A 12,091-nucleotide genomic window follows, 5' to 3' on the forward strand; every position below is an offset into this window, starting at 1 on the left:
TCGACTGCACCTTGGGAAAAACCTGCTATATCCAGAACTATGTCGATCACGATCCCGGCCCCGGGGCCACCGATAGCGCCTGCGGGGATCTGACATATGACGGCCATGACGGCACCGATATCGCAGTCCCTACCCGCGCAGATATGCGCAAGACTATCGCAGTCTACGCGGCGCTTGATGGAACAGTGCGCGCCACCCGTGATGGAGAACCCGATTCCGCCTTTGCTGACGGTGCCTCGGTCAAAGATAAAGAATGCGGCAACGGGGTTATCATTGATCATGCCTCAGGCTGGCAAACCCAATATTGCCATCTGAAAAACGGCTCTATTCTGGTCCAGCCGGGGCAGAAAGTGGCCACCGGCACCACATTGGGAGAAATCGGACAATCCGGACTGGCGGCCTTTCCTCATGTGCATTTCGAAATCCGGCATAACGGGCAATCGCTTGACCCGTTCACCGCAGGCGACAGCGCCTGCACCCTTGCCGCCGATCACGCCCAGCTTTGGACGACGCCCATTACCTATGACGGGGGCGGCGTGCTTCTGGCAGGGCTCACCAGTGAGATCCCCGATTATGATGCCATCAAACAGGGCCGTTTGCCCGCATTGCCGCAAGAGGGCGCGGGCCGTCTGATCCTGTGGATTTACGGCTTTGGCGGACAGCCCGAAGCTGATCTACATGCAACCCTTTCTGGGGCCGGCCAGAACCTGAGCCAGAACATCGCCTTTGAAAAGCCGCAGGCGCTTTATCTACGCTACATCGGGCGCAATGTAAAAACCGGCCTGAAACCGGGCACCTATACTTTTACCGTCACGGACACCACGGGGCATATCACCGCCGGAGAGGTGACCGTGCCCTAGCGTTCGGTCAGTTTCAATTCGATCCGGCGGTTGGCGGCACGCGCCTCTGGACTATCGCCTTTGGCAACCGGACGATATTGCCCGAAACCTGTCGCCGCCAGACGGTTGGGCGGGAATTTCAGACTGTCGATCATATAGCGCACGACAGAAAGCGCGCGCGCCTGACTGAGCTCCCAGTTGTCGCGATATTGCCCCGTCCCCGAAAGCGGCACGTCATCGGTATGGCCATCAACACGAATGATCCAGTCAAGCTGCGGCGGGATCTCGGCAGATAACTCGTCCAGCAAGCGGGTCACCTGCGCGATTTGCGCCTTACCCTCATCGGACAGGGTGGCAGACCCCTGCGGGAACAGCACTTCAGAGGAGAAGACGAAGCGGTCGCCGACCACTTTTACCCCCTCGCGCCCCTGCAGAATTTTCGACAGGCGGCCGAAAAACTCCGAACGGTAGCTTGCCAGATCCTGCGCCTCGGCTTCCGCCTTCTTGCGCGCGGCTTCTTCCAGAGAGGCGCGGCGTTTCTGCTCGGCGGCAAGCTGCGCAAGCGCCGAGTTGAGTTGCGTGCCAAGCGATTCGATCTGGCTTTTGGAAGCCGCGGATCGCGTCTGGCTATCATCCAGAACGGCCTGTAATTGCCCCAGCTGGCCACGTAGGGCCGCAATCTGCTGGTTCAGCAATTCGACCTTGCGGGCCGCGTCTTGCGAGATATCTTTCTGCTCGGCCAGCGCCTTTTCGGCTACCGCCTGCAACGCCGCCTGCCGTTCGGCCTCGGTCAGTTGACTGTCCAGCCTGCCCTGCAGGTCATCGCGCGCGGCCTGCGCGGCTGCCAGTTTGGTCAGCGTGTCTTCGGCCTGACGGCGGGCCTCCTCCAGTGCGAGGGTCATCGTGGAAATCTCTTCCCCCGACACCTGCAGCTTGGTGCGAAGGTCATCAATCGTCGCTTGCGAGACGCGCAGCTTCTGGTCAGACGCCTGCATCTGCGCCTTTTGCGCTGCCAGAAGATGCGCCACCTGTGCTTCAAAAGCGGTGATTTTCGAATCTGCTGCGGCCAAATCGGACTGGCGATCCCGAAGCTGGCCCGTGAGATTGGCGATCAGGGTCGCCTGCCGCTGCGCCTCGGTTTCGGCATCGGTCAGCTTGGTTTCCAGCGACCCCACCTTCTGACGCGACAGCGACAGCGCCTGCGCCAGCCCGTCCACCGTATCATTCAACGAGGCCAGTTCATTTTCCTGCGTATTCACCTGCTGGCGCAGCACCGATTGCACCACCATGAAGATCGACAGCACAAAGATGACCACCAACAGAAGCGCGGTCATCGCATCCACGAAACCGGGCCAGATATTGGTGGAAAACCGCTGCCGTCCGCGCCGCGCCAGTGCCATCTCAGCTCTCCCGCGGGCGGGCGAGAATGGCGCGGGTCATCGCGGCGAAATCATTGCGCAGCTCGGCCATGCTTTCCTGACGGCCCGCCGACATCTCTTCGAGGATACGCGCCATCTGCCCATCCATCGACCGCAGGCGCATCCGCATCTCGGCATCATTTTCCGCCGAGAGATCCGAGGCATAATAGGCCGCCATCGTCTCGAGCGCCATCACCAGCCGCTCTTGGCCGTCGGCCATGCGCTGAAGGCTTTCGGCCTGCGCACTGCGCGCGGCGATCTCGCTATCAAGGCGGTCGGACAGCCCCTCCATCACATGCGCAAGCTGACCCAGACGCACATCCACCTGACGGCGCGAGCCCTCGCTCTCGGCAAAGAGCCCGTTCAGCTGGTTCATCTGCTCGGCCATATGGTCAAGGATCTCGATCACCGCCGATTCCTCGCCATCACCGCCGGCAAAGCTGAGCCGGCTGATCGAGCTGATCCATTCCTCAAGCTCGCGGTAGAACCGGTTCTGGCCATGCGTCACGAACAGTTCCAGCAATCCGACGATCAGCGACCCCGCAAGCCCCAGAAGCGAGGAGGAAAACGCCGTGCCCATCCCCCCCAGCTGTCCCTCAAGGCCGGTCATCAGGTTGTCAAAGACGCTTAGCCCCGACTGCCCCTCCTGCGGTGCCAGCGCGCGGATGGTGTCAACCACCGCAGGCACTGTTGTCGCCAGCCCGTAGAAAGTGCCCAGAAGCCCCAGAAAGATCAGCAACCCCGTGATATAACGGGTAATATCGCGGCCTTCATCAATCCGCTCGGCCACCGACTCCAGAATCGAGCGCCCCGCAGAGGTGGCAATATCGGCGCGTTGGCGCGTCCCCAGAAGGGCCGCCAGCGGTGCCAGCATCACGGGCGCCCGCACATCGGGCCGGCCCGGACGGTCCGCCGCAAAGCTTTCCAGCCAGCTAACCGCCTTGATCAACTGCACCACCTGCCAGAAACAGGCCAGCACCCCCAGCACGAAGGTCACCACAATCACGCCGTTCAGCCAAGGGTTGGACAGGAAAATCGGGAAAATCCGCGCATAGGCGAAAACTGCACCGGTGGCGACCAGCCCCAGCACCACCAGCATCATAAAGATCTGCCGCACGGGCTGGGAGAATTGCGGTTCAAGCTTCAGCTTCGACATGGATGGCCTAGATTATCTGTTTCCGGCCCGACCCTAATCGTCACAGGCGGTTTCTCCAAGGGCTATCCGCGCGCCTCCTCGGCAAGATGGCGCACCCGTGCCGCGAGCCAGTCCAGATCGGGATCCGCGATACCCAGCCTGCCCAGATGCTGGGCAGTATTATAGAGATATTCGCAATTCGGCCCCATCTTGCCGCAGGAGCGGGCGATAATCTGCGCCTGATCCTCTAGCGGGTGGTGACAATACTGGGTGTTCGCCGGATCGATGACATAGGTCACCGCCTCGACCACGCGCCCGTCCGCCAGCGCCACCGGAAGGAGACGCTCCTCATAGGCATCCGAGACCAGCTCGCGGGCGCGCAGATAGGACAGCACCTGCGCCTCTTCCCCCGCTTTGGCCCGCAGTGCCACCCCCGCGCAAACCGCGTTTTCCTGCGCGTCGAGCGCCAGCACCAAGCCCGGGTTCCGCATAGTGCCGCGATAGTGAATGGACGTCATGCAGAAAGAGCGATGCCACCCTTTCAAACGACCAAGTGCCTGTTCTTCCGGTACAAATCCCGGATTCCAGATCAGCGAACCATAGCCGAAAACCCATAACGTCTTGTTCATGTCTCTGGTCCTTTTCTCTTGTGCCGAATAGATAAGATATCAAGAGGCGTGAAGAGGTATATAATGCGAAAATTAGTGGGTCTCATCATCATATTGGGTGTCATTTTCGGCACTTATTGGGTGCTGATGTCACGCGCGATCGAAAGCCGTGCAAAAACGTTGATCGCCAGCGCCGAAGCCGGTGGCTGGGGGTCGGCACAGGCAGTGGCTGTCAGTGGCTTTCCCACGAAATTCACTGCCAATTTCGAATCTCCCGAGCTGACCCAGCCCGATGGCGGCTTTAACTGGGCTGCCGAATATGCCCAGCTCAATGCCGGTGTGTTCAGCCCGACCTCGATCACCATGACCCTGCCCGAAGAAGCCGATCTGGGTTGGGCGGGGCATCAGTTCACGCTGTCAAACATCTCCAACCAGCTTCATGTCGATCTGGGGCTGAGCAGTTCGCTACCGCTGAACGCGGCCAAGCTTGTGCTCGACCAGCCCGAGATCAGCGGTGAAAAGATCGATTTTGGCGCGAACCAGATCAGCGTAACGCTGAACGAAGCCAAAAGCGGTGCGGCCTCGATCGTGGACCCGTCAGATGCGCAATCCACATTGACCCCTGCCCATGCCTATCAGGTCACAGCCAATATGGACGAGGTGCAGATCCCGCTGGATGCGCTGCGCAAGCTTCTGCCCGACGGCGCGGCAACCGACACGCCGCTGGCGGACAAAATCGACCAGATCCATCTGAATGCCGCCATCGGCACGGCCACACCGCTGGACAATAGCAGCCTTGCCCGCATGCCCGCGCTGCAAACGCTGCGGATTGATAATTTCACGCTGGATTGGGACGCCAAGCTGGTCAGCGCGCAAGGGGCCCTGACCATCACCGAAACCGGCCAGCCCGAAGGCGAGATCCTGCTGAGCACGCCGGATTGGGAAGCTTGGCTGGAGGTGGCTGTCGATGCGGGGCTGATCGCGCGGAACCGCGTGGATATGGTCAAGCTTCTGGCGGGGCAGATGGTCGACAAATCCGGCCTGCTGACATTGCCGCTGACCTTCCGCGCTGGCCAGATGAAGCTCGGGCCGCTGCCGCTGGGCAAAGCTCCGGTGATCCAGATCCCTGAATCGGCCGAAGGGTAAACACAAAAAACGGGCCCCGCGCGGGGCCCGTTACGGTTGCGGCCTCTACTCGCCCGCCTGCTTGGGCACCCGCCCGAAATCGGGGGCATCGGTATCCTGCCCCGCATCAATGATCCCGCGCCGGATCGCACGGGTGCGGGTGAAATAGTCGTGCAGCATCTCGCCGTCGCCAGTGCGGATCGCACGTTGCAGCACGAACAACTCCTCGGCAAAGCGCCCCAGAATATCCAGCGTGGCCTCTTTGTTGGTCAGGAAGACATCGCGCCACATCGTCGGGTCCGACGCTGCGATACGGGTGAAATCCCGAAAACCCGAGGCGGAGTATTTGATGATCTCCTGATGGCTGACGCGGCGCACATGATCGGCCACACCCACCATCGTATAGGCAATCAGATGCGGGCAATGCGAGGTCACCGCCAGAGTGATATCGTGATGGGGCGCATCCATCGTGTCGACATTCGCCTCCAGCCCCTCGAGATAGGCGCGCAGCTTGGCCAGTGCCTGCGGGTCGGTCGTCTCGGAGGGGGTCAGCAACCACCAGCGGTTGACAAACAGCGTGGCAAAGCCCGAGCGCGGCCCCGATTGCTCGGTCCCTGCCAGCGGGTGGCCGGGGATGAAATGCACGCCCTGCGGCACATGGGGCGCGACAGCCTCCACCACGGCCTGTTTCACCGAGCCCGTATCACTGAGAATGGCCCCCTGTTTGAGATGCGGCGCGATCTCGGCGGCGACCGCCCCCATCACGCCCACCGGCACGCAAAGCATGACCAGATCGGCATCACGCACGACATCGGACAGGCTGTCACAGACAGTATCGACCAGCCCGATCTCGGCGGCGATACGACGCACTTCGGGGTCGCGGTCATAGCCCGCCACCTCGCCCGCAAGCCCTTTCCATTTCGTCGCATGAGCAAGGGACGAGGCAATCAGCCCCATCCCGATCAGCGCCACTTTCCCGAAGATCATGCCAGATCACCGGCCATGAACTGCGCTTTGAACTGACCGATCAAATGGGCCACACGACGGCAGGACGGCTCGTCCCCCACGGTAATACGCAGGCAATGCGGCAGGTTATAGCCCGCCACACGGCGCACGATAATGCCCTCGGATTTAAGATACTCGTCACAGGCTTCCGCCTCGGCGGTCGAGGTAAAGCGCGCCAGAATGAAATTGGCGGTGGAGGTATCGGAGGGCACACCCTTCTCAGCCAGCGCCTCGGCCAGCCAGGCCCGCAGGCGGGTGTTGTCATTGCGGCAGCGTTCCAGCCAGTCCTGATCGCGCACGGCAGCCTCGGCGGTCTCAAGCTGCGCAGTGGACATATTGAACGGCCCGCGCACGCGGTTGAGCACATCAATGATCGCCTTCGGACCATAGCACCAGCCCACGCGCAATCCGCCCAAGCCGTAGATCTTGGAGAAGGTGCGCGTCATCACGACATTCTCCAGACGGGTGGCGATATCGGCGCCGCCATCATAACCCTCGACATATTCCGAATAGGCGGCGTCGATCACCAAGATCGCCTGCGGCGGCAGACCACGGGCCAGACGTTCCAGCTCGGCGGGCGCGATCATCGTGCCGGTCGGATTATTGGGGTTGGCGATGAACACCAGCTTGGTGTTCTCGTTGCAGGCGGCCAGAATCGCATCCACATCGGTGGTGCGGTCGCGCTCTTTGACCTCGACCGGCGTGCCACCGGCCGCCATCGTCGAGATGCGATACATCAGGAAGCCGTGCTCGGTGAAGACCACCTCGGACCCCGCGCCCACATAGGCCTGACAGAGCATGTGGATGATCTCGTCCGAACCGACACCGATAATGATCTTATCGGCATCCAGTTTATAGACATCACCGATGGCCCCGCGCAGGCCCGCATGATCGGTCGAAGGGTAGCGATGCATCGAATGCGCACAGCGCGCAAAGGCTTCTTTCGCCTTGTCGGACGGCCCGAACGGGTTCTCGTTCGAGCTGAGCTTCACCGCATCCGTGCGGCCTGCCACTTTGGACGCGCCGCCTTCATAAAGCGCGATATCCATAATTCCGGGTTGCGGTTGAATTTGGTCATTCATGATGCATCTACCCTCATCTTGCGCCGCCTCTTTATCTGCGAGGCGGGAGTTTTTCCAGCAATCTTTGGTCGCTGCAAAGATTTGCCGCAGAGGGCGTGGGAGATGCCCCACATATTTAGAAAAAACTTACGTAAATTTTAAAATCTTACCCGTTTATGGACCGCTCTCCGGACAGATTTACGCCTCATTTAGATTTCACAACTTAAGCGTTACATAGTCCAAAGGAATGTTCTCAATGTCCCAAATACCTGCATATGCGGCCCCTCCTCTGGCATTTGCCACGACCTTCCTATGTGCCTTGGGATTACCTGCCACTGTCCGCGCGGACAGCCTGCAGGATGTGTTCATGTCCCTACCGAAGGCCAAGCGCATTGCCGTCAAACAGACATTGTCGCGCTATCAGCTTTTCGTCGGTCGCGTCGATGAAAACTGGAGCCCCGGAACCGAGCGCGCCTTGCGACGCGGGGCCGAAGAGGTGGCGAAACGCTCGCAACTGATGTACCGCCCGCGCCTTGTTTCCCAACGCGAAGCGCAGGTCTATATCGCCAAACTCGAATCCGGCGAATTCGGGGATTACTTCCAGAAGGAATCCGACGCCCAGCTCTGGTCCTTCCTGAACGTCTTCAAGGGCGGATGAGCCGGCAGAATGACAGAATGTCATGCCCCTCCACAGCGTTACACGACAAGACTGACCAAAACGTAAAAAGCCGCAGCACCAAGCTGCGGCTTTTGTATTTTGCGGAGTTCGGCAAAGAACCGGTGGGGCCCGAAGGCCCGCCACCTTAGTTCTTTGCGTAGAATTCGACGACCAGATTCGGTTCCATGACGACCGGATAGGGCACGTCGGACAGGGTCGGGGTACGGGTGAAGGTCACGGTCAGCTTCGAACCGTCGACTTCCAGATAGTCCGGAATATCGCGCTCTGCCGAGGCTTGTGCTTCGATGACCAGCGCCATTTGCTTGGACTTCTCACGCACTTGGATCACGTCACCCTCTTTCACGCGGTAGGAGGGGATGTTCACGCGCTTGCCGTTCACCAGAACGTGGCCGTGGTTGACGAACTGGCGTGCTGCGAAGACGGTCGGGACCAACTTGGCGCGGTACACAACGGCGTCGAGGCGGCGCTCGAGCAGACCGATCAGGTTTTCACCGGTATCGCCCTTGACGCGCTCTGCTTCACCGTAGATGCGGCGGAATTGCTTTTCGGTCAGGTCGCCGTAGTAGCCTTTCAGCTTCTGCTTGGCGCGCAGCTGGATACCGAAGTCCGACAGTTTTGCCTTGCGGCGCTGACCGTGCTGACCCGGGCCATATTCACGACGGTTGACCGGGGACTTTGCGCGGCCCCAGATGTTTTCGCCCATGCGGCGGTCGATTTTGTACTTGGCAGACGTGCGTTTGGTCACGGCTGATCTCCTTCATCAAAGTTTCGAAGGGCGTTGTCCTCCTCCGGCCTTGCGACCGGCGACAGGTTTTCTCTTGCGAGATCCACCAACACCAAAGAAAAACCGGCAGCCTGCGCCACCGATCCGCGCGCTTATACAGGGACCAGCCCTGCTGTCAACGCCTAAGACCGCAGGCCGCTCAGAAACGGATATCCACGCGCAGATCTCCCACCACCTGCCCCTCCGGCTGGGTGGTGAATTCCTTCGACAGCCATGTTGCCCCATAGCTGATATGCCCCCAGCCCCATCCGTGGCTGATAAAGGCCCGCAAACGATAGCGCGTCTCTTCCGCCGCAATAGTCTCGCCGGGAAACAGGTCGCTATGGCCGACATGGCTCACATCCGCCCCGAGGCCGAAACGCGTGGCCCGCGCATATGTGTCGCCCAGCCCCAGATAGAGCCGCCCCAGCACATCATCGCGCAACCACAGCTCTCCATGCCCCGCATTGAAAACCAGATCGGCGCCTGCGGTCAGAAGATCCTCGTCGCCGCTTTTGCCCGCAACAAAGGGAATCAGTTGCGTCCGCTCGGACAGCTCCACCGGATAGCGCAATTCGGCCACAACCATCGGCCAGACCTTATTGCCAAGCTGCTGGTCCTGCGCGGCCTGCGGATCGGGCTGGTCCAGAATGTCATGCAGCGCATCCTGCACCTTGCCCGGCAAACGGTCCGGCCCGATCCCCACCACGCCAAAGCCCACCATAGCCTGCCAGCCCGCCTGCTCGAAATAGCTGCGCGCGCTCAGTTCCGTGCGGCTGACATAACGGCGGTCATCGGCGGCCGGATGCTCGAGCGACTGGGGCGCGATGACCGACCCGCCCAACCGGAATTCCCAAAGCGAGAAAGGCGCCACAGGTGCCCGCCCCGTCCAGTCCGCCCCCGCAAGAACGGACAGGCTCAGACCGCCGGTCTGCCAGCGGTCATGACCGTCACCGATCAGGTCATTATAATGGAACCGCGACCAGCCCAGATAATGGAACCCCTGCGCGGGCAGCGTCTCGACCACAGCGGCGGTCTCCGCCCGAAGCGGTGCCGCAGCCCCCAGCATCAGCGCCAATGCCCCGATCACCCCATAGCTCTGCCTGTGCATCCTACGCTCCCTCAGCGGTCTTTCTGCGACCCTGCCACAGCCGCAATGCGCCGCAAACGCCTTGTGCACCGCCAGCCGCTCATCCCTGCGCGGCGTTGCAAGCAGATCACGCGCGCGCTGCGGCAAGTGGCCCCAAGACCACAATCACGCGCAAACGCCTTGCTCCCATCCGCAGTTGGTGATTGATGGATCCTGTTCCGACAGCCAAAGGCGAATCCACCACCGGCCTAATCCCCGCGTGATGCCGGATACCCGATGGCGAGTAACGGACACTCAGCCCCGCCGCTGCCACGGGGGGCCTTTGGGTGCCACCCTTAGCTGCTCGCGGGGGTGGCACCTCTCCTCGCGAAACTTTCTTTCGCGGAGTCCCTGCAGAACGAGGCATTACAAAAGCGGATGGCTGTTTTGCCTGTTCTTCCGTTGCCGGTTGCGCTAAAGCTGCGCTCCGAAAGCAGGGGCGCATGCGCCCTCGAAGCCATTGCCCAAAGAAAGGGAGCAGCCAATGCCCTATTATCGTTCCCGCAGATCGACCCATGGCCGCAATATGGCGGGCGCGCGCGGATTGTGGCGCGCAACCGGCATGACCGATAGCGACTTCGGCAAGCCGATCATTGCGGTCGTCAACTCCTTCACGCAATTCGTCCCCGGCCACGTCCACCTGAAGGATCTGGGTCAGATGGTGGCCCGCGAGATCGAGAAAGCCGGCGGCGTGGCAAAGGAATTCAACACCATTGCGGTCGATGACGGGATCGCCATGGGCCATGACGGCATGCTCTATTCGCTCCCCTCGCGCGAGATCATCGCGGATTCGGTGGAATATATGGTCAATGCCCATTGCGCCGATGCGATGGTCTGTATCTCCAACTGCGACAAGATCACCCCCGGTATGCTGATGGCCGCAATGCGCCTGAACATTCCCGTGGTCTTCGTCTCGGGCGGTCCGATGGAAGCGGGCAAGGTCACCATCAATGACCTCGAAAAGGCCGTCGACCTTGTCGATGCGATGGTCGTGGCGGCGGATGACAAATATACCGATGAACAGGTTGACGAGTTCGAAAAGAACGCCTGCCCCACCTGTGGCTCCTGCTCGGGCATGTTCACCGCCAACTCGATGAACTGTCTGGCCGAGGCGCTGGGTCTGGCGCTGCCGGGCAATGGCTCGATGCTGGCCACCCATGCCGACCGTAAGGAGCTGTTCCTTGAGGCCGGTCGCAAAATCGTCGAGATCACCAAGGCGCATTACGAGGACGAGAAGCCCGGCTTGCTGCCGCGCGACATCGCGACCTTCGAGGCGTTCGAAAATGCCATGTCGCTCGATATCGCGATGGGCGGCTCTACCAATACCGTGCTGCACCTGCTGGCGATCGCACATGAGGGCAAGGTCGATTTCACGATGGATGATATCGACCGTCTCTCGCGCAAGGTGCCGGTGCTGTGCAAGGTCGCGCCCGCCAAGGCCGACGTGCATATGGAAGACGTGCACCGCGCAGGCGGCATCATGGGCATTCTGGGCGAAATGAACCGCGCGGGTCTGATCCATGCCGATTGCCGCACCGTGCATTCGGAAAGCATGGCAGAGGCGCTGGTCAAATGGGATATCGTCACCTCGAATTCCGATACGGTCGACGCGTTCTACCGTGCCGCCCCGGGCGGCGTCCGCACAACCCAGGCCTTCAGCCAGTCGAACCGCTATAAGGAGCTCGACCGGGATCGCGAAAACGGCGTGATCCGCTCGGGCGAGCATGCCTTCTCCAAGGATGGCGGCCTCGCCGTGCTCTTCGGCAATATCGCCCTGAATGGCTGTATCGTGAAAACCGCAGGGGTGGATGATTCCATCCTGAAATTCTCCGGTCCGGCCCGTGTGTTCGAAAGCCAGGACGACTCGGTCTCGGCCATCCTCACCGGCAAGGTCAAAGAGGGCGAAGTGGTGATCATCCGCTTCGAGGGGCCGCGTGGCGGACCGGGCATGCAGGAAATGCTCTACCCCACCTCCTACCTCAAATCCAAAGGTCTGGGCGCGAAATGTGCGCTGCTGACCGACGGGCGCTTCTCGGGGGGCACTTCGGGCCTGTCCATCGGCCACGTCTCGCCGGAAGCCGAAGAAGGCGGTACGATCGGTCTGGTGCAGGATGGCGACCTGATCGAGATCGACATCCCCAACCGCACCATCAACCTCGCCGTGGCCGAAAGCGAACTGGCCGCCCGCCGCGAGGCAATGGGGCCGCTGCCGTGGAAACCCAAAGGGCCGCGCAAACGGGCGGTCTCCACCGCGCTCAAAGCCTATGCAATGCTCGCCTCCTCGGCGGCCAAAGGCGGCGTGCGTATTCTTCCGGAAGACCAGTAACCA

11 protein-coding genes are annotated in these 12,091 nt (G+C 61.1%); 4 read left to right on the forward strand and 7 right to left on the reverse strand.

Going from position 1 to position 12,091, the window contains the following annotated elements; all coding sequences use genetic code 11:
• The first annotated feature begins 11 nt into the window (after window positions 1-11).
• Window positions 12-860: a M23 family metallopeptidase gene (locus WDB86_RS06290; protein WP_406736906.1), complete on the forward strand. Its 849-nt coding sequence runs from the start codon at window positions 12-14 to the stop codon at window positions 858-860.
• Here WDB86_RS06290 and WDB86_RS06295 read toward each other — a convergent pair.
• The 3 genes from WDB86_RS06295 to WDB86_RS06305 all read right to left on the reverse strand — a co-directional run bounded on the left by WDB86_RS06295 (window position 857) and on the right by WDB86_RS06305 (window position 4,021).
• Window positions 857-2,239 carry a peptidoglycan -binding protein gene (locus WDB86_RS06295; RefSeq protein ID WP_406736907.1) on the reverse strand — a complete coding sequence of 461 codons (1,383 nt, stop codon included), beginning with the start codon at window positions 2,237-2,239 and terminating at the stop codon, window positions 857-859. The genes WDB86_RS06290 and WDB86_RS06295 overlap by 4 nt on opposite strands.
• Before the next feature lies 1 nt (window position 2,240).
• Window positions 2,241-3,413: a biopolymer transporter ExbB gene (locus WDB86_RS06300; protein ID WP_339109299.1), complete on the reverse strand. Its 1,173-nt coding sequence runs from the start codon at window positions 3,411-3,413 to the stop codon at window positions 2,241-2,243.
• A 62-nt stretch (window positions 3,414-3,475) separates the two neighbouring features.
• Window positions 3,476-4,021: a gamma-glutamylcyclotransferase gene (locus WDB86_RS06305; RefSeq protein ID WP_339109298.1), complete on the reverse strand. Its 546-nt coding sequence runs from the start codon at window positions 4,019-4,021 to the stop codon at window positions 3,476-3,478.
• Window positions 4,022-4,084: 63 nt separating this feature from the next.
• Here WDB86_RS06305 and WDB86_RS06310 point away from each other — a divergent pair, with 63 nt between their 5' ends.
• Entirely contained in the window at window positions 4,085-5,146 is a 1,062-nt protein-coding gene (locus tag WDB86_RS06310; protein WP_339109297.1) for a DUF2125 domain-containing protein, read from the forward strand.
• Between the two features lie 45 nt (window positions 5,147-5,191).
• Here WDB86_RS06310 and WDB86_RS06315 read toward each other — a convergent pair whose 3' ends face one another.
• Window positions 5,192-6,112, reverse strand: a complete 921-nt coding sequence (locus tag WDB86_RS06315) for a prephenate/arogenate dehydrogenase family protein (protein ID WP_339109296.1) — start codon at window positions 6,110-6,112, stop codon at window positions 5,192-5,194.
• Complete coding sequence (gene hisC / locus WDB86_RS06320) at window positions 6,109-7,212, reverse strand: histidinol-phosphate transaminase (RefSeq protein ID WP_406736908.1); 1,104 nt, start codon at window positions 7,210-7,212, stop codon at window positions 6,109-6,111. The genes WDB86_RS06315 and hisC overlap by 4 nt, the downstream gene beginning before the upstream one ends.
• Window positions 7,213-7,447: 235 nt before the next feature.
• Between hisC and WDB86_RS06325 the strand changes: the two genes are divergently transcribed.
• Window positions 7,448-7,849 (forward strand): hypothetical protein, encoded by a 402-nt coding sequence (locus tag WDB86_RS06325; protein ID WP_406720449.1) that lies wholly within the window; start codon window positions 7,448-7,450, stop codon window positions 7,847-7,849.
• A gap of 145 nt (window positions 7,850-7,994) precedes the next feature.
• Here the strand turns inward: WDB86_RS06325 and rpsD are convergent, their stop codons facing one another.
• Both rpsD and WDB86_RS06335 read right to left on the reverse strand, forming a co-directional pair.
• A complete protein-coding gene (rpsD, locus tag WDB86_RS06330; RefSeq protein WP_339109293.1) occupies window positions 7,995-8,615 on the reverse strand; it encodes a 30S ribosomal protein S4 in 621 nt (206 codons plus the stop codon).
• A 178-nt stretch (window positions 8,616-8,793) separates the two neighbouring features.
• Window positions 8,794-9,744 (reverse strand): lipid A-modifier LpxR family protein, encoded by a 951-nt coding sequence (locus WDB86_RS06335; RefSeq protein ID WP_406736909.1) that lies wholly within the window; start codon window positions 9,742-9,744, stop codon window positions 8,794-8,796.
• Between the two features lie 502 nt (window positions 9,745-10,246).
• On the opposite strand from WDB86_RS06335, the gene ilvD reads away from it, so the two are divergent.
• On the forward strand, window positions 10,247-12,088 hold the full coding sequence (ilvD, locus tag WDB86_RS06340; protein ID WP_406736910.1) for a dihydroxy-acid dehydratase: 1,842 nt from the start codon (window positions 10,247-10,249) through the stop codon (window positions 12,086-12,088).
• The last annotated feature ends 3 nt before the right edge of the window (window positions 12,089-12,091 follow it).

This window comes from Thioclava sp. GXIMD4215, from assembly GCF_045291555.1.
GTDB lineage: Bacteria > Pseudomonadota > Alphaproteobacteria > Rhodobacterales > Rhodobacteraceae > Thioclava > Thioclava litoralis.